27 protein-coding genes are annotated in these 21,657 nt (G+C 59.0%); 17 read left to right on the forward strand and 10 right to left on the reverse strand.

The window, feature by feature from the left end:
• Positions 1-684, forward strand: a 684-nt coding sequence (locus DTI93_RS06660; protein WP_249080051.1) for a DUF2612 domain-containing protein, incomplete at its 5' end; no start/stop codon positions are given.
• Positions 685-727: 43 nt separating this feature from the next.
• Here DTI93_RS06660 and DTI93_RS06665 read toward each other — a convergent pair.
• On the reverse strand, positions 728-865 hold the full coding sequence (locus DTI93_RS06665) for a hypothetical protein (protein WP_249080052.1): 138 nt from the start codon (positions 863-865) through the stop codon (positions 728-730).
• Between DTI93_RS06665 and DTI93_RS06670 the strand changes: the two genes are divergently transcribed.
• From DTI93_RS06670 to DTI93_RS06720, 11 genes are all read left to right on the forward strand, one after another.
• Positions 864-2,051, forward strand: coding sequence for a hypothetical protein (locus DTI93_RS06670; RefSeq protein WP_249080053.1), 1,188 nt, complete (start codon positions 864-866; stop codon positions 2,049-2,051). The genes DTI93_RS06665 and DTI93_RS06670 overlap by 2 nt on opposite strands.
• 5 nt (positions 2,052-2,056) lie before the next feature.
• On the forward strand, positions 2,057-2,329 hold the full coding sequence (locus DTI93_RS06675) for a hypothetical protein (RefSeq protein WP_249080055.1): 273 nt from the start codon (positions 2,057-2,059) through the stop codon (positions 2,327-2,329).
• A gap of 65 nt (positions 2,330-2,394) precedes the next feature.
• Positions 2,395-2,700, forward strand: coding sequence for a hypothetical protein (locus DTI93_RS06680; RefSeq protein WP_249080057.1), 306 nt, complete (start codon positions 2,395-2,397; stop codon positions 2,698-2,700).
• Between the two features lies 1 nt (position 2,701).
• Positions 2,702-3,160 carry a structural protein P5 gene (locus tag DTI93_RS06685; protein WP_249080059.1) on the forward strand — a complete coding sequence of 153 codons (459 nt, stop codon included), beginning with the start codon at positions 2,702-2,704 and terminating at the stop codon, positions 3,158-3,160.
• Positions 3,157-3,585 (forward strand): hypothetical protein, encoded by a 429-nt coding sequence (locus DTI93_RS06690; RefSeq protein ID WP_249080062.1) that lies wholly within the window; start codon positions 3,157-3,159, stop codon positions 3,583-3,585. Before DTI93_RS06685 ends, DTI93_RS06690 begins: the two co-directional genes overlap by 4 nt.
• Entirely contained in the window at positions 3,582-4,346 is a 765-nt protein-coding gene (locus tag DTI93_RS06695; RefSeq protein WP_249080063.1) for a hypothetical protein, read from the forward strand. The genes DTI93_RS06690 and DTI93_RS06695 overlap by 4 nt, the downstream gene beginning before the upstream one ends.
• Positions 4,347-4,616 carry a hypothetical protein gene (locus DTI93_RS06700; RefSeq protein ID WP_249080066.1) on the forward strand — a complete coding sequence of 90 codons (270 nt, stop codon included), beginning with the start codon at positions 4,347-4,349 and terminating at the stop codon, positions 4,614-4,616.
• Positions 4,617-4,665: 49 nt separating this feature from the next.
• On the forward strand, positions 4,666-4,878 hold the full coding sequence (locus tag DTI93_RS06705; RefSeq protein WP_249080067.1) for a hypothetical protein: 213 nt from the start codon (positions 4,666-4,668) through the stop codon (positions 4,876-4,878).
• Positions 4,879-4,908: 30 nt separating this feature from the next.
• A complete protein-coding gene (locus DTI93_RS06710; RefSeq protein WP_249080069.1) occupies positions 4,909-5,238 on the forward strand; it encodes a hypothetical protein in 330 nt (109 codons plus the stop codon).
• Positions 5,239-5,303: 65 nt separating this feature from the next.
• Complete coding sequence (locus DTI93_RS06715) at positions 5,304-5,537, forward strand: hypothetical protein (RefSeq protein ID WP_249080071.1); 234 nt, start codon at positions 5,304-5,306, stop codon at positions 5,535-5,537.
• Positions 5,537-5,800, forward strand: coding sequence for a hypothetical protein (locus tag DTI93_RS06720; RefSeq protein ID WP_249080073.1), 264 nt, complete (start codon positions 5,537-5,539; stop codon positions 5,798-5,800). The genes DTI93_RS06715 and DTI93_RS06720 overlap by 1 nt, the downstream gene beginning before the upstream one ends.
• Before the next feature lie 16 nt (positions 5,801-5,816).
• Here the strand turns inward: DTI93_RS06720 and DTI93_RS06725 are convergent, their stop codons facing one another.
• The 3 genes from DTI93_RS06725 to DTI93_RS06735 form a co-directional block, all read right to left on the reverse strand.
• Positions 5,817-6,296, reverse strand: a complete 480-nt coding sequence (locus DTI93_RS06725; RefSeq protein ID WP_249080074.1) for a hypothetical protein — start codon at positions 6,294-6,296, stop codon at positions 5,817-5,819.
• 367 nt (positions 6,297-6,663) lie between these two features.
• Positions 6,664-7,590: a hypothetical protein gene (locus DTI93_RS06730; protein WP_249080076.1), complete on the reverse strand. Its 927-nt coding sequence runs from the start codon at positions 7,588-7,590 to the stop codon at positions 6,664-6,666.
• A 63-nt stretch (positions 7,591-7,653) separates the two neighbouring features.
• A complete protein-coding gene (locus DTI93_RS06735; protein ID WP_249080078.1) occupies positions 7,654-8,010 on the reverse strand; it encodes a hypothetical protein in 357 nt (118 codons plus the stop codon).
• A 377-nt stretch (positions 8,011-8,387) separates the two neighbouring features.
• On the opposite strand from DTI93_RS06735, the gene DTI93_RS06740 reads away from it, so the two are divergent.
• From DTI93_RS06740 to DTI93_RS06760, 5 genes are all read left to right on the forward strand, one after another.
• On the forward strand, positions 8,388-8,933 hold the full coding sequence (locus DTI93_RS06740; protein WP_103765224.1) for a hypothetical protein: 546 nt from the start codon (positions 8,388-8,390) through the stop codon (positions 8,931-8,933).
• Between the two features lie 83 nt (positions 8,934-9,016).
• Complete coding sequence (locus tag DTI93_RS06745; RefSeq protein ID WP_249080079.1) at positions 9,017-12,847, forward strand: Hint domain-containing protein; 3,831 nt, start codon at positions 9,017-9,019, stop codon at positions 12,845-12,847.
• A gap of 90 nt (positions 12,848-12,937) precedes the next feature.
• Positions 12,938-13,924 carry an AEC family transporter gene (locus tag DTI93_RS06750; RefSeq protein WP_249080080.1) on the forward strand — a complete coding sequence of 329 codons (987 nt, stop codon included), beginning with the start codon at positions 12,938-12,940 and terminating at the stop codon, positions 13,922-13,924.
• Positions 13,921-14,412, forward strand: coding sequence for a low molecular weight protein-tyrosine-phosphatase (locus tag DTI93_RS06755; RefSeq protein WP_249080081.1), 492 nt, complete (start codon positions 13,921-13,923; stop codon positions 14,410-14,412). The genes DTI93_RS06750 and DTI93_RS06755 overlap by 4 nt, the downstream gene beginning before the upstream one ends.
• Before the next feature lie 58 nt (positions 14,413-14,470).
• Entirely contained in the window at positions 14,471-15,418 is a 948-nt protein-coding gene (locus DTI93_RS06760; RefSeq protein ID WP_248630632.1) for a 2-hydroxyacid dehydrogenase, read from the forward strand.
• Positions 15,419-15,498: 80 nt separating this feature from the next.
• Here the strand turns inward: DTI93_RS06760 and DTI93_RS06765 are convergent, their stop codons facing one another.
• The 6 genes from DTI93_RS06765 to DTI93_RS06790 all read right to left on the reverse strand — a co-directional run bounded on the left by DTI93_RS06765 (position 15,499) and on the right by DTI93_RS06790 (position 21,645).
• Entirely contained in the window at positions 15,499-15,972 is a 474-nt protein-coding gene (locus DTI93_RS06765; protein WP_249080082.1) for a TM2 domain-containing protein, read from the reverse strand.
• 127 nt (positions 15,973-16,099) lie between these two features.
• A complete protein-coding gene (locus DTI93_RS06770) occupies positions 16,100-16,858 on the reverse strand; it encodes an NAD kinase (protein ID WP_043558284.1) in 759 nt (252 codons plus the stop codon).
• Positions 16,859-16,866: 8 nt separating this feature from the next.
• On the reverse strand, positions 16,867-17,256 hold the full coding sequence (locus tag DTI93_RS06775; protein ID WP_249080084.1) for a hypothetical protein: 390 nt from the start codon (positions 17,254-17,256) through the stop codon (positions 16,867-16,869).
• Between the two features lie 6 nt (positions 17,257-17,262).
• On the reverse strand, positions 17,263-18,852 hold the full coding sequence (purH, locus tag DTI93_RS06780; protein ID WP_086431277.1) for a bifunctional phosphoribosylaminoimidazolecarboxamide formyltransferase/IMP cyclohydrolase: 1,590 nt from the start codon (positions 18,850-18,852) through the stop codon (positions 17,263-17,265).
• 88 nt (positions 18,853-18,940) lie between these two features.
• Positions 18,941-20,476, reverse strand: coding sequence for an efflux transporter outer membrane subunit (locus DTI93_RS06785; protein ID WP_227449677.1), 1,536 nt, complete (start codon positions 20,474-20,476; stop codon positions 18,941-18,943).
• A 2-nt stretch (positions 20,477-20,478) separates the two neighbouring features.
• The gene (locus DTI93_RS06790; protein WP_081562703.1) at positions 20,479-21,645 is read right to left on the reverse strand and encodes an HlyD family secretion protein; all 1,167 of its coding nucleotides are present in this window, start codon (positions 21,643-21,645) and stop codon (positions 20,479-20,481) included.
• Positions 21,646-21,657 lie beyond the last annotated feature (12 nt).

Raw genomic sequence — 21,657 nt, forward strand, 5'->3', positions numbered from 1 at the left:
ATCGACATACGGGAGACCATCCTCGCCCAGTATGCCAACAGCCCTGCCCTCACCGGCATCCTCGAGCGCTTCAATGCGGCGGTGGACCCGCAACGGTCTATCGAGACCTTCCTCCATGATGTCTGGAACCCGGCCACGGCCAAAGGCTGGGGGCTGGACGTGTGGGGGAGGATTGTCGGGGTCAACAGGGTCCAGAAAGTTGCCCAGCCCCAGTTTCTGGGGTTCGATGAGGCTGCGGACGGCTCTGATGCGGAGCGGCCTTTCAATGAGGGGCTCTTCTATCACGGGGCGTCAATCACCGACAATTACGCCCTCACAGATGATGCTTTCCGGCAGCTCATCTACGCCAAGGCGGCGGCGAACATCTCCAGCGGATCCATCGCTGACATCAACCGCATCCTCATGATCCTCTTCGGTGGCCGTGGCCTGATCTATCTGGCTGAGGGCGCCACTTCGGGGGATTATCTGGGGTTCAGCGAGGCTGTGTCAGAAGACAGCCAGCCGCAGACCTTCAACAACGGCATCTTTTTCAACGCCTCATCTCTCGGAACAGCGACGGGGACCATGACAATCCGGCACAGCTGGGAGTTGTCCCCTCTGGACGCCACCCTCATCCAGCAGAGCGGCGCCCTTCCACGCCCGGCGGGCGTACACATCCTTTATCAGCGGGTTCATCTATCGTGAAACAGTCAGACACTACGCACCTGTTTGCTATCCCCTGGGCGTCTCAGGCGGACAGCTCCACCATTTCTACAATCCCTGAAACTACGGCTGAAACCGGCAGGGCATCGATGGCCATGGGTTTCCCGAAAGCCACGATGACGCCGCTTGCGGCGGGTGGCCGCCCCCCATACGGGGAGGACATGAACGGGATTCTGGCGATGCTCTCCATCGCTGCCCGGGCCTCCGAGGCTGGCCTTTTGCGGCCGTTTTCTGCCGTTTTCGCAAATGCCATCGGGGGGTACCCGAGCGGAGCGACGGTCGCTCATCCCTCAGTGCAGGGCCGGTTCCTGATCTGCGTTATGGACGGGAATACCAACGATCCCGGGAACAGCATGACGGGCTGGGTTGACCCGCTGCAGTTCACTGTCCAGTCCCGCACTTCTGAGGGCAATTTGCAGGTCCAGTCCATCGGCGTGCAGCAATCGACAAACCAGATATGGATGCGGACCAACGACGGCACCTTCTATCACGCTCCGACGGATGGGCAGTATGCCACCCCAGCTGATCTGGTGGGAGTGGTCAGGTCGCCAGACGATGGCGGCGATTATCAGATCAATTCGTGCGGGGTGAATAAATCCAACGGCCAGATATGGCTCTACAACGGCGCCTCTGGGAAATTTTTCTACCCAGCATTGCCATCTGACGTACAGGCGGAGCGGGTTCGGGCCCAGAACGCAGAGGCGGCGATTCAGGGCGGTCTCACAAATGTGGTCAGATCGAACGCTGATGACGACGACACTCAGGTTCAGTTCATCGGGATTGATAAAAAAACAGGTCAAATCTGGATGGCGGACAACGACGGCACATTCCATCATGCTCCGACGGATGGTCAATATGCCACCCCAGCTGATCTGGTGGGAGTGGTCAGGTCGAACGCTGATAGCAACGATCTTCAGATCCGGTTTATCGGGGCGCAGGCCAATACGGGGGCGCTCTGGTTTGGTGCGGGAGATGGAAAATTTTTCCATCCAGCGATGGCGGGCGACCTACAGGCTGAGCAGATGCGGGCCCAGAGCGCAGAGGCGGCGCTGCAACCGGCTGGGAACTATGTTCGTGCAACCGGCAGCGCTTATAGAAAAATTCAGACCAAGACAGTTTCTGCCGTCCATGGCGACTGGATTTACTTTGACGAACCGTTCAACGACGATGACGTTCAGGTCGTTCCGTTTCCGCAGGATGGCGGGAATAACAGGATTCACCAGGCAAATTGGTTTGAAAAAAACCGAACTGGCTGGCGGATTTCGCTGAATGCGTGGACTGGGTCCACGTACGAGAATGAGAAAACTCCTACGCTCGTGATGTACGTTGCGTATGGTTATGGAGGATAAATAAAGTGTCAGAACAGAACAAAAATTTAACGGTCGATAGCAATAACTCTGGCAATAGTGAGAGCCCGTTTGAGGCGTACTTCAAAACCCTGAAACGGTTTATCTTGTGCAGAACAAAATCTATTGGCTGGCAAGCCAGAGGATACGTGCTTCTGGACGACATGCTGCAAAATGCAGCGTCCGGCAACGTGTATCCGGGCACAATCTGGGTTGAGGACAACGACAAAAAATACAGGCAGGGCGACGTGTATCCGCTCCCGCCTGATGAAGCGGCCTGATCCGCCAGACTGATGAACACCACCAGCCGCCCATGAGGCGGTTTTTTTATGCCTTGAGGAACACGATGGACGACAACACGCCGGGGATCACCCCGGCCAGCCTGTCTCTGCATGAGCGCATTGCTGCCCTGGAGGCGGTACAGGCCCGCCATGATGAAGACATCACCAAGCTCAGCAACAAGATCGACAATCTGGCAGCGGAGTTCCGTGTCGGGATTGCCGCCCTGAGCAATCAGATCCGTGACACCAATTCTGCCAGGTCGAGGATCGTGACGGCCGCCATATCGGGCGGGGCTGCCATCGGCGGGGCCGTGGCTTGCGGCCTTTATCAGCTTGTCCACACGCTCTACCCCCACTTCTTCGGAGGCTGACATGGCCCAGACACCCACACGGCTGCCCCGTGGCATCCGCAACAACAACCCCGGCAACCTCAACTTCGCCCATCAGCCCGGCGCCGTTCTGGAGCCTGCTGGACCGGGCATCACGCCCCGCTTCGCCCGCTTTTCCACGCCAGAAGCGGGTCTGGAGGCCCTGCGTGACCAGCTGTGCCGCTACATCCAGCGGGACGGCATCGACACGGTAACGGGCATCATCAGCAAGTGGGCCCCGCCGACCGAAAACAACACGGCGGCCTATATCCGGGGCGTGGCGCATGCTCTGGGGGTTGAACCGGATGCGACGCTCGGCCTGCCGACACCCGGCCTGATTGCTGGCCTGATGAACGCCATTATCCGCTTTGAGAACGGCCAGAACCCTTATGGGTCGCTCGTCGCACAGGTTGCTGCCACATCGCCCCCGGCCCCGTCACAGGGCACAGCGAGGGCATCGTGACGCCCTGCGCCGCCCGGTCGCTCTATCCGGCACAGATGGCCACAATCCAGGGATGGCCAGCCAAGAACAAAGGTGATGCGCTGGATTATAGCCTCTATCTGGCTCCGTTCTGCTGCGATCAGGGCGAAACAGTCACCCGTCTGACCGTGGACGTGCCGGACAGTACCGGCCTGACCCTCCTCTGGTCCTCCCTGTCCCCTGACAGGGCCACAATCGGGCTACAGGGCGGCACGGTGGGGCAGCACGCCCTTACCCTGACACTGGAGACCAGCACGGGCCGCCGGTACGTCCGCACCGTGCAGGTCACGGTTCTGGATGATGGCGGATCCGTGGATGGCATGCGGGCCAGCCTGACCCCGCCCGATGGGGCCGCAGTGCAGCCCCCCAATCTTACCCTGCCAGACGGGAGGATACTCACACTATGAGCAGCCAGACAGTCACGACAGAGGGCGGGCGTGTCAGCATTGGTAGCCTGCCTTCCCTGAACACGCCTCAGCCTGAAGATACGGTACTGGGTATGCAGGACGGACAGGCGGGGCTGTTCCCTGTGTCTTCCCTCGGTGGAGGGAAAACGCCAGACCTGTCTGCCTATGCCACGACCGCAGCCATGACACAGGCGATCTCGTCTGAAAAGAGCGAGCGGCAGGATGCCGATGATGCGCTTTCGCAGCGGATCTCCGGTCTGGCATCGCAGGACGCCCTGAAAGCGGAGGCGCAGGCCCGCTCTGATGCGGATGCGGCTCTCAGCAACCGGGTCGGAGCGGTTGAGAAGAGGATGGACGCCCTCCCCTCTGGCGGGGGGACGGGGGCACCATCAGGCGGTACCACAGCCAGCAATGTGATCGGATATTACGATGACGGGACGGGTTTCAAAAAGAAAGAGCCGACAGTCCTGTTCATGACGGTCCGTTCTGGTGGTGGAGCAGGGAATCAGGGCAGCCTCACCTTCCCTGACGGCATCGAGTTTCTGGACGTTCCATACGTCCGGGTGCAGGGGGCCGACCTGAACGCCTCTGACTTCCAGAGTGGATCAGGGATATCCCCTTATGACGGAAGCGCTGGAGGATCTCCGGGCTGGGTTTCCGTCACGAAAACAGGCCTCACCTACCGCCATCCCGGCGGCTGGCCGGGCTGGACGACCGAGGTCATGACATTTCTCATCATCGGTTTTTTGAAAGGACAGTAAATGGCAGATCAGATCGTTAACGCTGGGAATGGGGATTTCATCAACCTGGGCGACCCGACCGACACCGATCAGGTCTACACGACAGGGCAGCGCCAGATCAGTACGGATGCGCAGAACGAAATGCGGAAATATCCGGCTCTGGTACTGATGGATCTCCAGAACCGTGGCGGCCCGCAGACAAGGGCCTACCTGGAGGCTCTGAAAGAGCTGGCAGCCAGCCAGCGTATCTATGGGCATTGGCCGAAGCTCCCGGCCCGCATCGAAGACTGACCCTTCAACCAGCCGCCTCCGGGCGGCTTTTTCATGTCTGGAGACAGAAATGGATCTCGATACTCTTCTCGACACCCTCCCGGCGGCATGGTGGCCCTACGCCGCCTCCGCCATCGTGGCCTGCAATCTGGTGACCGTGTTTGTCCGGCCGCCCGCTGCTGGCTCCCGCTGGATACTGCCATACCGATGCATATCCACGCTGGCACTGAATGTCGGATGGGCCGCCAATCACATCAAGCCGGGCCAGAACAAGGCCGGTTGACTGAACACCTCACTCACCAAGGAAGAAATCATGACTGACACAAACGCTACCCTGTCCACCGTATTCGGCGGCATTGAGACCCTCATCACCAACGCCCTGGGGGACCATGAAAGCGCCGCCACGAAGGTGCGCATCCATGCCGCCACGTCCGCCCTCTCTGCCGTGGGCAGCATCCTTGAGCCGCTTCTGGCTGAACATCTGGACGCACAGGGCCTGATCTCCGGCCTGTCTCAGGTCGAACAGGGTGCCCAGCAGATTGAGCAGGGCATTGAGGATGTTCTGACCGCCGTCCGCAAGAAGAAGAGTACACCAATCCCCACAGTGGCCCCCTCTTCTTCCAGCACCGGAGGTATCGGCTGAAGCAAAGGGGCCCGGGATTACCCGGGCCCATCATTGCCGAATCACCCCATAAAATGGAGGGAGCCATGAGCCCCTATTTCGTCGGCGGCCTAGCCATGACCGTCATTTCCTTCATTCTCACCCTGATCTGGTATGCGAACCGGGCCGGGAGCAACGCAGCCCGTGTACGGTCCGAGCGGCAGGGCGCCGCCACGGCCAATGAGGAAGCCGCCGCCTCACAGCGGGCACTGGCGGCCCGTACCAACGGAATCCGCAGCAACAATGAGCTGCTGGGGACGCTCGATAAGGGAGAGTTCTGATGCAGGAAAGAAATACAGTTCTTTATCTGGCAGGGGCGGCGCTCTTGGCGGCGTTCGTGGCCGCTCTTCTTGGAGGCTGCACCCCCGCTCTGGTGCGCCTCACCTGCCCGCCTCTGGTGCAGTACAGTGCGCAGGAACAGGCCGCCCTGGCTGCCGAATTGCGGTCGCATCCTGATCTCAAAGAGGTTCCCGTGTTCCTGACAGACTACGGGAACGAACGAGCTGAGTGCAGGGCTCTGGGGGCAAAGAAGGCCGGAGGATAATCCCCCGGCCCTGCCTTCACTTAGCCTTCTTGAGTTCGATCTTCCCTTCCAGGCAATCAAAAAACACCTTTTTCAGCTCGCTGTTGCCCTCAATATCGAGATCAGATGTCAGGGCGGGGCTGATTTTCCGCAGAAGAGCCAAGCCGCCCTTCCATGAGTTCCCCTCGACGCCACTCAGCGCCTCACCGTTGTTATACCCGCTGACCAGCGCCGTCAGCGTCTCTGCCAGTGCGAAAGGCAGGCCATCACCAATCTGCTCATCGTTTCTGTCATTGAGATAGGCGGCTGCCATTGCGATGGTTTCGTGGGCTGAGATAACGTTCCTGACGGCCTGTGTAAGAGCCAGGAAGCGGTCACGAACCTCGTCATCCATCGCTTTGAGGAAAGCCTGGGCCCGCTTGTTGGCCTCTGTCTTGGGAGCAGAGCAGAAATCAGAGATAAATCCGCTGATCGTTACGAGGGACTGCGTAGCGGCTGTTGCGTAGATTGCGTTCATTATTTTTTCTCCTCTTCCACCTAGGGGCCTATCCCCTGTGGTGTGATTCTGTTGTATCCCATCAGTATACATAGCGCAAGGGGCTTTCAAAAATTATCAAAAAAAACCATAGAGGCTGCGATCCTGTAGGAATTGACACCGAGAAATCCGTGCTCTCTAGCCTCCTCATCTGTTTTAACGTCAGGGACAGGCCACTGTTGCCCTGCGGCCCAATCCCGCATCCTGTCATGGTACTCACAGAGCGTATCAATCACTCCAGGAGGCACGGTCCTGATCCCAGCACACCACGATTTGACGGCAACCGTGCTGAACCTCAGCAGCTCACCAGCCTGCCTGAGCGACAGGCCGGTAGCAGCAAGAAGAAATTTTATTTTTGCCGATTCCACGGTACCTCCTTTATATTTAATTTTTTGTTCGTCATCCCGATTATTCTCCCAATAATGCACCTGAAAACAGGTATTGACCAGTCTCCGCCATCATATTTATTGGTTTCCCTTATCTTTTTACCATTTATAGAAAATTCACATGGGGCATCTATACCGTACGTCACTGAAATTGCATGGCCGTAATCAGTTTCAGATATTGCAATGTCGATTTCGTCCCCTTTCTCTTTTCTGATTTTTTCTGATATAATATTGACGTAATACTGTATCTCGCTTTCGAGGCGTTCGCCCCGCTCAACCAGCGCATCAGGGACGGGCGCTTTCCCATCGAGAAATTTCCGCAAACTGTCCTCCCTGATTTGGAACAGCTGTGACGCTGATTTCAGGGATAGCCCGGTTGACTGGAGAAGCGATGAAAAAATTATCCTGTTATTCTCTGCTCTTTCGTCACGATCCCGGTACCTGATTGCTGCATATCGAGTGTTATTTTTGACCGGGACATCGCTGCCCCACTCTCTGCGCAATATCGAGATCAGGCGGTCAATTTTTTTCTCAGGGATAAAATCGTTTATCTCCCTGGAGAAATGCGTGCGGATGGGGATCCCAGACTGCGGCGGCGTGTCTTTCCTGATAGGCACGCTCCTGGCCCGGAACCCGGTTATAATCAGGTTGCCATCGTCGCTCTTCTCGAAAAACGGCACATCAGCAAACTGTTCTTCTTCCAACGGCGTGTCTTTATAGCAGATATAAACGTAGATTCCATAAGGAACGCCTTTTATTCCGCCGACCTTTATAACCAGATTATCAAAAAACCGGCGCTTCAGCTCGTCAGTCTCCCATCCGCTATAGGCCATGGCGATCTCACGGGAACGCAATGGAGGGCGGCTCATCAGATTATTTTTACTGCTCATCGTATTTCTCTCGTTCGTCTGTTTTGTGTGGACGCCGGGGGATACCCAGCGCCCATGAATCTGTTAGTGGAGGTCGGCAGCCCTATTGGTGAAATAATCAATCACGAAATCCTCATCCTGCGTCCCACGCAATTCAATGTACAGATCGAGAAGAGAATTCAGATCGTCTGGATTAAGGATTTCTCTCCCCTCGCACGCCACAAAATACTCAGTGATTTCACCATGCCAGCGGTCGTTATTGCCCCCTGCTGTGGCCCTTGTGCGCTTTTCGACCTCTTCCAGTATCTCGATAAGCCCAGTGCCCGTTGCAGGAGTGTTCAGCCATTCTTGCGGACGATTGGTGAAATCGCCCACACTATTGCTGCGAATATCGTTTGCGACGTTTTCGGGCAGGCGGCGCATCAGGATAAATTGTGTCATGTTTCATCTCCTATTCACCTAGGGATCATTCCCTGTGGTGTGATTCTGTTGTATCTCACCAAGATACAGAGCGCAAGATGTTTTTTTGTTTCCACAGAAAAAAATCAACCCACCCTGATGAGCCGCCGTTACGTGGCGCACGAATCGCCTCCGACGGGCGCCGGGCCCAGGGAGGATAAACAACCTCTTTATCCGTGGAAAAATTTCTGTATTTTCGAGATAGACAATCTGGGTAGAGGGATGGGTAGGATTTCTAGCGATCCCAAAACAGCCTAATACACAGAACGTCTATGCGTATAAATATGGTGTCCCCCGCGGACACCACGCAGCACCGATAACAACCGTACTGCCGATGGAATGACAGCAGGGAAAACCCCATGACCCAGAGAGACCTCGAGGCCCTGCGGACTTTCCAGGAATGGTTTGTCTCTCTTGCCGGCCCGGGCCTGATGCGTGTTCCCCTTCATCAGCCCACCTGCCAGAGAGACGGAATGGTCGCCATTACCCTGTACCGGCGCAATGGCTATCAGGCTGAACTGGGCTACATTCCACAAGGCAGGCGATACGCCATCTCCTTCCCTGAGGGGCAATATGCCCTCCTGTCCTTTCTTGGTGGATCGTTTGACTGTGATCCCTCCACCGTACCGGGTTTCCCAGACCCGGCTGGCCGGGCCTACCTGCCAGACAGGTTTCTGGAGCAGACAGGGCCTGATACCCACGCCCCGCAGATGGAACAGGTACACCCATGCCTGTCACTATCCACAGACATACGCACCATTGCCCTGACCAACGGTGCGCCCAGCCGGGTCGTGTTTTCATCACCCGAGGGAGATGGCGTTGTCCTTCTCTTCAGTTTTTACAAAGAAGGAGAGATGGCCAGCACTATCCGGCAACTGCACATGATCGCGGAAAAAGGACCCTGATTCTTCTGGCATTTCGTAACATGATGATTTATAATTGGTTAAAATTACCCGCCGCCAACAGACGCTGAGGGGCACTATCCGCCATGGCCACCTACTCCTATAACTCCAGCTACGACAATCTGAAAGCCATCGGAACCAACCAGGTTACTGGAAAAAGGAACTGGACCTTTATCCTGGGCGGCAACACGACCAGCACCACACAGGCACAGAGCAAACTCAACAATATTTACGTAGCCGGGACCGGTGGTCTTGGAAACAACATCTCGAACTCCCTCGCCTATGTCTATCAGAATACCCTGAACAACGGTATCGCCGTAAATGGCGGCTCTCTGGCTGCCGTCGGAAAAGTCGGTATCCTCTCGGGCGCCACAGCCCTTTCCGGAGCGTCCATCGAAGCTGTGGGGCAGGGAACCGTTCTGAATGGCATTGTCGGCTCGTCAGGGGCCGTCTTCGCAGGGGCTGTCACTCTCGCCCGCACCGACCCGAATGCGCCTTACGTCAACGGACCCGGCACGGCCATCAATCCCAGCGTCGGCTCTGGTGGATATGCGCTCGTAGGCGGTGGGGCCGCCGACTTCATCGTCAAAGGCTTCCAGGTCAACGGATCGGGTGGCCTCATGGTTGGCGGGACATTCAATCCTGGCAGCCTCTACGGAATTGGTAATGGGGGAACGGGAACCGGAGGCACCATCTTCGGCAGTCAGTCCGTTTTCTCCAACGGGCTCTCACAAAACCAGATCTTTGTCGGTAACAATGCTTTGCAGACAGTTGTCAGCAATGGTCTTTCCTCCAAAGCGACCATCATAGGCGGGACGCTTCTCAATTCCGGTGGAACCACATCCGGTGCCACGATCAGCAGTGGCGGGCAGATACGCATCACCGGCGGAACCTACGTCACCTGGCTGAATGCAGGCTATCAGAGCGTGACTGGCAGTTACGGGCTGGGGACCTCCTATGACGACACCATCACCTCCGGTGGCACGGAGGTGGTCGGCAGTGACGGAACCGTGTACCGCTCCGTCCTTTCCTCCGGGGCGGTCGGGACCATCCTCGGTGGAGGGACCTCCCTCTCTGCCAACATCGCCGGGGGAACGGAGACTGTCAGTTCCGGTGGTATCCTCAGCACAGGAACTGTCAGCAATAACGGTTCCATTTTTGTCTCTTCCGGGGGCTATGCCTCCAGCGTGGACATCAGCCAGGGTTATGCTGAGGTCACATCCGGAGGCATCGGCTCCGAATTCTCTGCCAGCAATGGCGGCACCATCCAGATTGATGGTGGCGCTTCAGTCAGCCATCCTGTCGTAAATAGCGGTGGTACCCTGACCATTGCCTCTGGTGCCGTCATTTCCAACGGGGCAACCATCAATGCCAGCCCCAATACCAGCATCGTTTTCCCTTCCGGGGCGACAGCGGACTATGTCGTGACCAACAATGGCACGACCCTCATCACTCCCGGGGCCACAATCCTCAACAATGTCGTGTACGCTACCGGTAGTGGTACAACCCTCCTCTCAGGCTCCGGTGCCACCATCGGGACGGCCCTTGCCGGGTTCAACCCCAACAGCAGCCTGGCCAGCCGCGGGACCATCGCTGTCAGCAACGGAGGTGTTCTCTCTGCTGCCACGGTCCAGCTGGGTGGGGCTGTCATTCTCGGCTCTGGCGGGACAGTTGGTGGTACTCTCAGCCTCCTCGGGGGGACGGGCTCGTTCCTCTCCGGCGGCAAGATGGATACCACCACGCCGTTGCAGGTTTCAGGCATCAGCACTTCCGTGCCCATGGGGACATGGGTTGGAGCACCGCTCAACACAGTAACATTTGGTGCCGCCCTTTATGTCGACTCCGGCTACAATTTCACGGAAATTGACGTTGGCAGCAAAGCCACAGCCACCATCAACGGAGGTACTGTCGGTACCTTCACGATCGGCAGCGGTGGGACCGACACCATTACAGGCGGGGCATCTGTCACGTCTCTTGCGGCTACAAGCGGGCTGAGCACCATCTCCGGCGGAACTGTCAACAGTTTCACGGCCACAGGAGGGACCAACAATCTCGCCGCCGGGGCCTCCATCAATACGTTCAACGTCACAGGCGGTGTCAACAGCATTGGTTCTGGCGTGCTGGTCAACACGCTCAGCGCTGGCCCGGGGGCATCCCTCGCCCTCGCCAGTGGGGCGTCCGTCTCCAATGTCACGCTCAATGGCGTCAATCTCACCGTCCCTCAGGGCGGAGCAGGGATCACGCTTCTTTCTGCCCTCAATGGGGCTACGAGCATCATCAGTTCCGGCGCCCGGATCGACAGCGTCTTCCTCTCATCCGGTAATGCAACTGTCACCTCCGGGGCCTTCATCAGCCGCCTGACCATCATGAGTGGCGCCTCTGGCGTTCTGAACTCGGGAGCTTCCGTCCAGCATGTCGAGGTAGCCAATGGCGGCTGGGTCAGCGGGGCCCGCATCGCCAACAACAGTGAACTGGCTGTTTCCTCCGGCGGGACAGCTCTTCAGACACTTGTCACCTTCGATGCCGGTACAGGGCAGCATTCTGGCGCCTCCTATACCATGGTCCAATCCGGCGGGACCCTCTCCGGGGCCTCCATTATCGGGGCTTCCGGGGCCAGCAGCAGCAACAATCTGGGGGGACTGCTGACTGTGGCCTCCGGGGCGGTGCTTCTCAACACGTCCATGGGCTATAACGCCCGCATCAAGGTCGATGGGCTGAAATACAGCAATTCCGGGAAGGTGACCATCAGGAATGGTACTCTGACAGTTACAGAAAATGGGCAGACCTGGGCGGTCGGTCTCCAGGGCAATTATGACGCCACCGGATTCGTTCTGAATGACGATGGACAGGGCAACACCATCATCGCCTATCAGAAATGCTTCTTGGCAGGCAGCATGATCCGCACCCCCAAAGGCGAAAAAGCCGTGGAGCGCCTGCGCAAGGGCGAACAGATCAATGTCTTTGTAGATGGCCGGGAAGAGACCCGTGACATCACGGCTGTCATCCAGCGTCGCGCCCGTGTCAACACATCCAGACCTGAAGACATGGCTGGCTGGTCTGTTCTCATCGCCAAGGATGCCTTTGGTGAGGGGCTGCCCAACAAGGACCTTTCCGTCACGCCAGAGCACTGCTTCTACTTTGAGGGCCGCTTTGTCCCTGCCCGTATGCTCGTCAACGGCACGTCCATCCGGTATGATCACAGTCAGGTTGAATACGATTATTACCACGTGCAGACGGAACCGCACTCTGTCATCTGGGCCAATGGTGTCCTGACGGAAAGCTGGCTGGATACGGATGAAGAAGATCTGTACAAACCGGAAGACAATTCCTCGGAAGATACCCTGAAGCTGGCAGAGCGTCATCAGCTCAACTGGGACGACCACGCCGCTGCGCCGCTGGATGTCTCCCAGACTTTCGTAAAGCCGCTGCATGACAGATTTGCCGCACGGGCCGTTGAACTCGGCATTGCCGAAGCCGGGACGTCGCACGGTGCGCCGCATGACGGCATGACAGCCGATCCTGCTCCCTATATCCGTCTGCCAGACGGGCGGACCATCCGGCCTCAGCGGCATGAAGCCGGGCGCTACCTCTTTGTCCTCCCGGCACATGCCCGCCAGGTCACGCTGGGCTCCCGGACATTCCGGCCCTCCGAAAGTATCGGCCCACACGTGGATGACCGACGTGAGCTCGGTATTCTGGTCGGGCAGGTCTCCCTCTGGGTTGGCGAGAAGGAGCACATCATCACCCGCCATCTGACAGAAAAGAACCTGAAAGGCTGGGATGTCATTGAGGCCGGTCCCCATCGCTGGACGCAGGGTGAAGCGGAACTTCTCCTGCATGATGCCCCCGCTGCCAGTGTTGGCCAGAACATGCTCAGCATTGAAGTACAGGCTGGCGGCCCCTACCGACAGGTCTGACCACACCCCGGGGAAACAGGATGGTTTCCCCGGGCTCCAAAACGTCATAGGCTGTTTCATCGCTTTCCAACGCAGGACTGATGGCAGCCCATGACAACAGGCCTTTTCCTGACAATCATAGAAGCCATCCTGCCCATACTGGTCACGCTCGGGCTGGGGTATCTGGCAGCATGGCGGCGGGATTTTGATTCCCATCAGGCGGGTGTCCTCATCCGCCTTGTCATGCTTTATGCCCTGCCGCTGGCCCTCTTGGCCTCCATTCTCAGCACTCCACGGGAGCGGGTCCTCTCTGCGGGCCCGCTGGCTGGGCTGATCCTTGTTGCCATGCTGGGCGTGTATATCGTCCTCTTTGCCATCCTGCGCTGGGGGCTGGGACGCCGACAGGGAGAAGCAGCCCTGATCACCATGACCGTGACAGGCCCTTCTGTTCCCTTCATCGGGATTCCTGTTCTTGGGCAGCTCTTTGGCCCAACCAGCGCCGTTCCCATTTCCGTCGCTTCGCTCATCATGAATCTCTGCCAGATTCCGCTGACACTGATCCTGATGAATCACGACCAGCAGCGCCAACAGCGGCAGCAACAGGATGACGAAACAAACCCCACATGGCAGACCACGCTACGAGAGCTGGGGGGCCATCTGCTCCATTCCTGCCGGGAACCCGTCGTCTGGGCGCCGATGCTGGCCTTCCTGATGGTTCTGGCCAATATTCACCTGCCCCTCCCCCTCAAAAGTTCACTCCAGCTGCTGGGACACGCCACGGGCGGCACGGCGCTGTTTGCCTCCGGGGTTGTCCTCTGCGCCCGGCAGGTCCGCTTCAGCCTGCCTGTAGGACTCATGGTGCTGGGCCGAAATGTCCTTATCCCTCTTGGTGTCTGCATGCTGGCCTTTGTCTGGCACCTTCCCTCTCTGACCTTGCAGGAAGGTGTCCTCGCCATGGCCATGCCCAGCGCTGCCATGAATGTCATTCTCGCCATGCGCTATCACATGATGGAGCGTGAAATCGCCTCGGTCCTTTTTTTCGGTACGATCAGCTCCATATTGACTCTGGCATTCTTCATATGGCTGACAAACGCATGACAGATTCATCCTCCTTTCCTTCATTTCTTTTTGTCTGCACCGGCAATATCTGCCGTTCTCCTCTGGCAGAGCTGGCCATGCGCCGGGAGGCGGAACGGCGCGGCCTGATGGTCGACATTGATTCCGCTGGCACGGGGAACTGGCATGAAGGCGACCGGCCTGACCCCCGTGCCCGTGCCACGGCACGGCGCCATGGTCTGGATGGCAACCAGCTCCGGGCCCGCCAGGTCAGGACCGTGGATTTTGACCGCTTCGACCATATCATCGCACTGGACCGGTCCCACCTTGCTGCCCTGAAAAAGCTTCAGCCTGCTGGTAGCAAGGCCCATGTCAGCCTTCTGCTGGACCATGTTTCCGGTCGGCAGGGGGATGATGTGGTCGACCCCTATTACGGTCCTGAAGAAGGCTTTGAAACTACGTGGCGGGATGTTGAAGCGGGCTGCAAGGCTCTGGCTGCCCGCTTTCTGGACAGACCTTCCACCTGCTAGGCAGCGGTCAGGTTGGACCTGATCCCCGCCTGCTCCCCACCTCTTGAAAGTGCGCATCATGACGGCAACACCAAAGACACAGCAGCATCTTCTCCTGCTGGAACCGCTCCCGGAACCCACACTGGCAACACTGGGGGAACATTTCGTCATCCATCATTTCAGCACCATGGATGAGCTAAAAAAAATCGCACCGGAAATCCGGGCCATTGCCACGGGCGGGTCCTATGGTGTGGCACCGGAGGTCATGGCCGCCCTCCCCCATCTGGAGATCATCGCCGTCAATGGCGTCGGGCTGGACAGGATTGACCTTGCAGAAGCCAGGAGGCGGCATATCCGGGTTACCGTCACCACGGACATTTCCACCAATGACGTGGCCGACATGGCCATGCTCCTCCTGCTGGCCCTGAAGCGCAATCTCAGAAGCAATGAGCAGTTCCTGCTGAATGGCAGCTGGGCGGCTGGGAAACTGCCCCCTCTGGCTCATTCTCTCAATGGTCGGAAACTGGGAATCGCCGGTTTCGGTCGCATCGGTCAGGCCGTAGCCCGGCGGGCACAGGCCAGCAACATGGAGGTCGCCTACTTCAACCCCCACCCCCGTGAAGGCAGCCCTCTGACTTTTGAACCCAGCCTTGAAAAACTGGCCGCATGGGCGGATGTGCTCGTCATCACCCTTCCTGCCACTGCTGCCACAAAACATATCGTCAATGCCGACATACTGGCAGCACTTGGCAAGGATGGTGTGTTGATCAACACAGCCCGGGGCAGCGTGATTGACGAAGAAGCCCTGCTGGCCGCCCTGAAGGACAGGACGATCGCCGGGGCGGGGCTGGATGTCTTCCAGAATGAACCGACCATCAATCCGGCTTTTTCCACGCTGGACAATGTCGTGCTCCAGCCCCATCAGGCCTCCGCCACCATCGAGACACGGCTGGCCATGGGGCAGAACATCATCGACAACCTGCTGGCTCACTTCAGCGGGAAACCCCTGCTTACACCAGCCTGCTGACCCCTACGAAACATTACAAGCCCGGGCCCCGTCAGACGGGTACCCGGGCTGCAAAATTCACCCTGCTGGAGCAGGCAGGCTCAGAACCATTCCTTGCGGTTCTGTACATAGATCCGATAAAAATCTTTATCAGATTTTGTCAGGTAAATCACTCCCTCGATGAAGGCGATCAACCCGATGATGACGGGAGGGAGCACCAGAATACACCCCAGAACCGACACCAGCAGCATGATCAGACCTGCCCGGGTGTATCCCAGATAAAATTTGTGGATGCCCAGCCCACCCAGAAAGAAGGCAAAAATCCAGGCAGCCGTTTTGGACTTGCCACCCACCTCTTCAAAGAGATTTCCTGCTGGCGTCTGGCCAGACCCGGGCACGATGAAAATGGACAGGGCCTCATCACCCTGCACATCAAAATCGACAACTGCACCATTCTTCAGTAAGGCACCTTCAGAGCCGAAGCTGGCCCCCTTGAAAGAGTAACGTTTTTCATCGTTCCCGCTAATGATGCCCTCACCATTGCGTATATCGTAGTTCAGGATCGTCCCGCGCATCTCATGTCTCCATCTTTACTGATTGGCCAAAACATTAAAATGAATTCGATCAGACATAAAGGAACATTTCTGTCAGAATTCCTCCCCAGACAGAAAATTGCTCCACTGGCATTTAAAAAGTAATGATTTATTCAGCAAACTGTTCCGCAATGATCCGTTCGGACAGACTGTGATCAGGATCGAAAAGAAGCGTCACCTTCTTTTCATCGTCCAGCCTGACGATGACCTCACTCACGTCACGGATCTCCTCAGGCCCGGCCACAGCCGAAGCGGGACGCTTGTCCGTGTCATAAAGCGTAAAACGGACTGTCACGCCTGCAGGCAGGAGAGCCCCCCGCCAGTGCCGGGGCTGGAACGGAGAAATGGGCGTGAGAGACAGCAGCTCCGCCCCCAGGGGAATGATGGGCCCATGGGCCGACCGGTTATACGCTGTTGAACCAGCCGGCGTAGCCAGAATGATGCCATCACAGATCAGACGGGACATCCGCACCCGGCCATCAATCTCAATGCCTATATGAACCGTCTGACGGGTCTCCCGATACAGAAACACGTCATTGAAACCAACACCTTCATGCAGCTCGCCAGACTTTGTCCGGGCCCACATGTGCAGGGGAGCAATCTCCGTATGCTGGGCATAAGCCAGCCGCTGGGGCAGGTGATCCTCCGCCGGGCTGTTCATGAGGAAACCGATTGTCCCATAATTCATGCCAAAGACAGGAATATCACTGCCACAGATATGCAAAAGCGTCTCCAGCATGAAGCCATCCCCCCCCAGACACACCAGAACCTCGGCCTGGTCCAGCGGGACATTGCCATAACGCTCAGTAAAACGCTCCAAGGCTTCCTGTGCAGCCTCGGTGGAAGCAGCAACAAAGGCAATGTTCATGGAACGGCTCAGGGAGACCCGCCACCCTGATGCTCGATCACATCATAGGCAGCTGAACCGGGGTAGGCCCCTTTGCGGACATCCAGGACCGAAGGACAGACCAGCCTGTCCTTGTCGTACAGGGCCAGTACCCAGATTTTCCGCCCATCGAGGCTGACCAGCCCATGCACCTTCACCTCATTGGCCAGACGCACGAACGGCAGCAGGGATTCCGGCATGACAACATCCCGCCCATCAGCGAACAGGACCCCATCACCCGTAATGCGACTGACCATACCGGTGAAGACCGGAACGGGCTTCACGTCATACTGGCAGTCGGCTGCCTGAGCCACCACAGGAAGCCCGCCCAGCAGGCTCCCCATCAGGACGAAAAGAGCAGAAAATCGGGTGATCATCATGGAACCTCAATGTCTGAAGTGGCGCATCCCCGTGAAGACCATGGCAATCCCGGCAGCATCGGCTGCGTCAATCACTTCCTGGTCCCGGATGGACCCACCGGGCTGGATGACAGCCGTGGCCCCTGCGGCAACCACACTCTCCAGCCCGTCCGCAAAGGGGAAGAACGCATCGGAAGCAGCAACGGACCCTTTTGTCAGAGCCTCGGACTCCCCGGCTGCATGCGCGGCATCCTCACTCTTGCGGGCGGCGATCCGGGCACTGTCCACACGGGACATCTGCCCGGCACCGATGCCCACCGTAGCCTGATTCTTCACATAGATCACGGCGTTGGATTTCACATGTTTGGCAACACGGAAGGAGAAGAGAAGATCCGCCATTTCCTGCGCTGTCGGCTTGCGTTTGGTCACGACCTTCAGCATGTCCTCCGTGAGATGCCCGTTATCCCGGCTCTGGGCAAGGAACCCGCCAGAAACGGACCGGAAGGACAGGCCCGGAGCCTGTGCATCCGGCACGCCACCGGTCAGCAGCAGGCGCAGGTTCTTCTTCTTCGCCAGAATGGCTTTCGCCCCCTCATCAGCATCAGGAGCCACAATCACCTCGGTAAAGATCGCACTGATCTGCTCCGCCGTAGCCTCATCCAGCGTGCGGTTCAGGGCCACGATTCCACCAAAGGCTGAAACCGGATCGCAGCGCAGCGCAGCCTTCCATGCCTCAACCAGCGTGGCGGCAGAAGCCACACCACACGGATTGGCATGTTTGACGATCACCACCGTCGGCTCGTCAAACTCGGCCACAGCCTCGAAGGCAGCATCCGTGTCATTCAGGTTGTTGTAGCTCAGAGCCTTGCCCTGAATCTGCTTTGCCGTGGCCAGACCGGGCCGAGCACTGCCATCCCGATAGAAGGCCGCTGCCTGATGGGGATTCTCACCATAGCGCAGCAGCTCGTCACGCTGGCCGGAGAGTGTCAGGACCGGCGGCAGGGCGACCTTGCCCTCTTCATCACCCTGGCGGGTAAACCAGGCGGAGATCATGCCATCATAAGCTGCCGTATGGGTGTAGGCCGCAGCGGCCCAGCCCCGGCGTTCGGCCAGCGTCGTGCCGCCCTGCTCCAGAGCCGCCAGAAAGCCCGCATACTGGGCCGGGCTTGTCAGGATGGCCACGGAGGCAAAATTCTTGGCGGCAGCCCGCACCATGGCCGGACCACCAATATCGATATTCTCCACGCACTGCTCTGCATCCGCACCGGATGCCACCGTGGCCGCAAAAGGATACAGATTGACGCAGACCAGATCGATCGGCGCAATGCCATGTTCCTGCATCTGCGCCTTATGCTCTTCCTTGTCCCGCCGCCCAAGGATACCGCCATGAATCCACGGTACCAGCGTCTTGACCCGGCCATCCAGAATCTCGGGGAAGCCCGTATGCTCGGAGACTTCCTTTACCGGCAGGCCAGCCTCACGCAGCGTGCGGGCCGATCCACCCGTGGAGAGGATTTCAACATTCCGGGCCACGAGGGCACGGGCCAGATCAACCAGCCCTGTCTTGTCGGAAACGGACAGAAGGGCACGACGGGGAGAAAAGCGTGTATCAGTCATGCTTGTGGCATATCCCTCACCTTCCGGCTGTGCAAGACAGATTCACATCACGACCTCGCAAAAAAGCCACGTTTCTGTCTCCCCAGCCCTACCGGACCGATCTTTCCCCGCTCCTTCCTCCAGCCTCTGCCGTCATGCGCTGCTCGGTGGCAGCCAGCACGGGCTGCCAGCCCCCACCCAGTGCCCGATAAAGACTGACAGCGGCCAGTGTCGTCTCCATCCGCAGATCCGCCAACGTCACCTGACTGGAGAGCAACATGGACTCCGCCCGGTCCACTTCCAGAAAAGGTACGGCCCCATCCTCATATTGCAGGCGGGCAGCCCGGTAAGCCTTCCGGTTCTGCGCCACAAGTTCCGTGACATGCTGATAGCGGAGCTGAATCTGGGCCAGCCTCGTGATGGCATCATCCACATCCCGCCACGCATTCAGGACCGTCTGCCGATACGCCAGAGCAGCTTCCTGCTGCTCGGCCTTCTTCAGGGACAGCGTGCCCCGCAGGCGCCCCCCCTCAAAGATCGGCACGTTCACGGTCGGGCCAAGCGTGAAATACTTGGCCGCAGGCATGAAGAAGTCCCCGGCCGAAAGGCTCTGCGTCCCCAGATTGCCCGCCAGATTGATATCCGGATAGAAGGCCGCCTTCGCTGCCCCGACCTCCGCCGTGGCCGCATGGAGGCGGGCATCCGCCACCATGATATCCGGCCTGCGCTGCGCCAGACTGGAGGGCACATCCACCCCGACAGAAACGGGCACATCCAGCTGGGGCTGGACCGGCAGAAGGTCCTCCTCCAGCGCACGGGGCGGAAGGTCCAGCATGACCCCCATCGTGTTGATCAGGGCGGCCTGCATGTCTCGCAGGGGCGGCAGGGCACTGTCTGTCTGCTCCACCTGCCCACGGGCCTGCGCCACTTCCAGATCATTGGCCGCCCCCTCCTTCTGGCGGGCCAGCACGAGGGCCAGATCATGCCGCACGAGGGCCTGATGCCGTTCTGTCAGGCCTATCTGGGCCTGAACCGCCCGCAGGCGCAGATAGGCCTCCACGAAATCGGCCAGACGGGCCAGCGCAATGCCACGGGCATAGGCCTGCTGCTCGTCCACACGGGCCTTTCCGGCTTCCACAAGGCGACGGATGCGGCCAAACACATCCATGTCCCACGAGGCCGAGCCGATATTGGCATACTGCTCATATTGCAGGTTGGAGCCCGGAGCTGGCTGGGCGAGCGTCAGGAAGCCCTTCCGGCTCTGCTGTGTCCATGTATAGGACCCGGCCCAGTTCAGGCTGGGAACACCTTCCGCCGCCACGACCTTCAGCTGCCCCCGGGCCTGAAGCACACGGGTGGCGGCCTGCCGGATATCCAGATTCTCCCGGGAGAGCCGCTCCACAAGCCGGTTCAGGACCGGGTCATGCCATTGCTGCCACCAGCTGACATCCACCGTGGCCGGACTGGTGAAACCACGGCTCCGCCTCTCCCGCACATCCGCCGCCTTCTGCCAGGCGGCAGGCTGATCGTTCTCCTTCGGGGTATGATAGTCCGGCCCCATCCGCACACATCCACCCAGAGAGACCAGCCCCAGCATGGCCCATCTGGCCACTTTCCCCCGACCGCAGACAGACAGACCCTTCATGCTCATTTGTCCGTCACCGCCCGGTCCGTCCGGGTCTGCGCCCTGACCACGGAACTCAGCCCCGTATCCACGGTCGTCTCGACAGAGAAACCCATCCGCAGCAGGCGGGCCAGAGGCTGCCCCGGCACCAGCGTGATCTTGACGGGCAGACGCTGGACGATCTTGGTGAAGTTGCCGGTCGCATTCTCCGGGGCCAGAGGCGCAAAGGCCGCACCGGAGGCCGGAGGCACGCTGTCCACAACACCATCAAGGTCGATGTCGTACGCATCCACATGGATGTGGGCCTTCTGGCCGGGGCGCATGTGCTGAAGGGCCAACTCCCGATAGTTCGCCTCGATCCAGAGCTGGTCCATCGGCACGACCACCATCAGGGCTGCGCCATCAGGCACATAGTTGCCGCTCTGCACCGTGCGCTCCCCGACCATGCCATCAAAGGGCGCACGGATGGCCGTATAGGACAGGTTCAGCTCGGCCTGATGCACCCGTGCCCGGTCCACGTCCACCTGACGGCGGCTGGAATCCTGCCGGGCCTCCAGCACACGGAGCTGCGCCTCGGCGGCATCCCTCTGGGCCTCCGCTGCCTGAAGGGACGCCGTCAGATCATCCAGACTGGCCCGGGTCCGCTCACCCTCTTCCCGGCTGCCTGCACCATTGAGGGCCAGATGGGCATAGCGGCTGGCATTCTGCCGTGCGAACAGGAGCTGGGCGGAAAGCTGGGCCACCCGTGCCTTTGCCTCGGCAATGATGGCGGGCTGGCGGGCCACGCTGGCAGCGGCATCCATCACGAGGGCACGGTCATGGGCTTCCACCGCCCGGGCCTGGTCCAGGGCCGTCTGATAGTCCCGTGGGTCCAGCTGCACCAGAATGTCCCCGGCATGGACGGTCTGGTTGTCATCCACCGGGACGGACACGACCTGCCCCGGCACACGGGGAGCAATGACGCTGTAATGGGCCGTCACATAGGCATCATTCGTCCAGACATGCGCTGCGGGCACAAAAACAATGACCAGCACGCTGATGATGAAGGCAAGGATGATCCCCCCGGCCAGCAGGAACGGCCAGCGTCGCCGTCTTTCCCGTGCCAGAGCAGCCCCGTCACTCGGAACCGTTCTGGTGACACTGGCCTGCGGGCGGGCATCTCCGGCCTGTTTGTCTGATTTCTGCGTCATCCCCATCTCCCC

Origin of the sequence: Parasaccharibacter sp. TMW 2.1884, from assembly GCF_023337695.1 — a bacterium.
Lineage (GTDB): Bacteria > Pseudomonadota > Alphaproteobacteria > Acetobacterales > Acetobacteraceae > Bombella > Bombella apis.

Bases quoted from the DNA above. Each gene is read 5' to 3' on its own strand.
- DTI93_RS06670 (WP_249080053.1), top strand. From the start codon at position 864: ATGAACGGGATTCTGGCGATGCTCTCCATCGCTGCCCGGGCCTCCGAG.
- DTI93_RS06665 (WP_249080052.1), bottom strand. From the start codon at position 865: ATGTCCTCCCCGTATGGGGGGCGGCCACCCGCCGCAAGCGGCGTCATC.
- DTI93_RS06680 (WP_249080057.1), top strand. From the start codon at position 2,395: ATGGACGACAACACGCCGGGGATCACCCCGGCCAGCCTGTCTCTGCAT.
- DTI93_RS06685 (WP_249080059.1), top strand. From the start codon at position 2,702: ATGGCCCAGACACCCACACGGCTGCCCCGTGGCATCCGCAACAACAAC.
- DTI93_RS06695 (WP_249080063.1), top strand. From the start codon at position 3,582: ATGAGCAGCCAGACAGTCACGACAGAGGGCGGGCGTGTCAGCATTGGT.
- DTI93_RS06700 (WP_249080066.1), top strand. From the start codon at position 4,347: ATGGCAGATCAGATCGTTAACGCTGGGAATGGGGATTTCATCAACCTG.
- DTI93_RS06705 (WP_249080067.1), top strand. From the start codon at position 4,666: ATGGATCTCGATACTCTTCTCGACACCCTCCCGGCGGCATGGTGGCCC.
- DTI93_RS06710 (WP_249080069.1), top strand. From the start codon at position 4,909: ATGACTGACACAAACGCTACCCTGTCCACCGTATTCGGCGGCATTGAG.
- DTI93_RS06715 (WP_249080071.1), top strand. From the start codon at position 5,304: ATGAGCCCCTATTTCGTCGGCGGCCTAGCCATGACCGTCATTTCCTTC.
- DTI93_RS06720 (WP_249080073.1), top strand. From the start codon at position 5,537: ATGCAGGAAAGAAATACAGTTCTTTATCTGGCAGGGGCGGCGCTCTTG.
- DTI93_RS06725 (WP_249080074.1), bottom strand. From the start codon at position 6,296: ATGAACGCAATCTACGCAACAGCCGCTACGCAGTCCCTCGTAACGATC.
- DTI93_RS06730 (WP_249080076.1), bottom strand. From the start codon at position 7,590: ATGAGCAGTAAAAATAATCTGATGAGCCGCCCTCCATTGCGTTCCCGT.
- DTI93_RS06735 (WP_249080078.1), bottom strand. From the start codon at position 8,010: ATGACACAATTTATCCTGATGCGCCGCCTGCCCGAAAACGTCGCAAAC.
- DTI93_RS06740 (WP_103765224.1), top strand. From the start codon at position 8,388: ATGACCCAGAGAGACCTCGAGGCCCTGCGGACTTTCCAGGAATGGTTT.
- DTI93_RS06745 (WP_249080079.1), top strand. From the start codon at position 9,017: ATGGCCACCTACTCCTATAACTCCAGCTACGACAATCTGAAAGCCATC.
- DTI93_RS06750 (WP_249080080.1), top strand. From the start codon at position 12,938: ATGACAACAGGCCTTTTCCTGACAATCATAGAAGCCATCCTGCCCATA.
- DTI93_RS06755 (WP_249080081.1), top strand. From the start codon at position 13,921: ATGACAGATTCATCCTCCTTTCCTTCATTTCTTTTTGTCTGCACCGGC.
- DTI93_RS06760 (WP_248630632.1), top strand. From the start codon at position 14,471: ATGACGGCAACACCAAAGACACAGCAGCATCTTCTCCTGCTGGAACCG.
- DTI93_RS06765 (WP_249080082.1), bottom strand. From the start codon at position 15,972: ATGCGCGGGACGATCCTGAACTACGATATACGCAATGGTGAGGGCATC.
- DTI93_RS06770 (WP_043558284.1), bottom strand. From the start codon at position 16,858: ATGAACATTGCCTTTGTTGCTGCTTCCACCGAGGCTGCACAGGAAGCC.
- DTI93_RS06775 (WP_249080084.1), bottom strand. From the start codon at position 17,256: ATGATGATCACCCGATTTTCTGCTCTTTTCGTCCTGATGGGGAGCCTG.
- purH (WP_086431277.1), bottom strand. From the start codon at position 18,852: ATGACTGATACACGCTTTTCTCCCCGTCGTGCCCTTCTGTCCGTTTCC.
- DTI93_RS06785 (WP_227449677.1), bottom strand. From the start codon at position 20,476: ATGAAGGGTCTGTCTGTCTGCGGTCGGGGGAAAGTGGCCAGATGGGCC.
- DTI93_RS06790 (WP_081562703.1), bottom strand. From the start codon at position 21,645: ATGACGCAGAAATCAGACAAACAGGCCGGAGATGCCCGCCCGCAGGCC.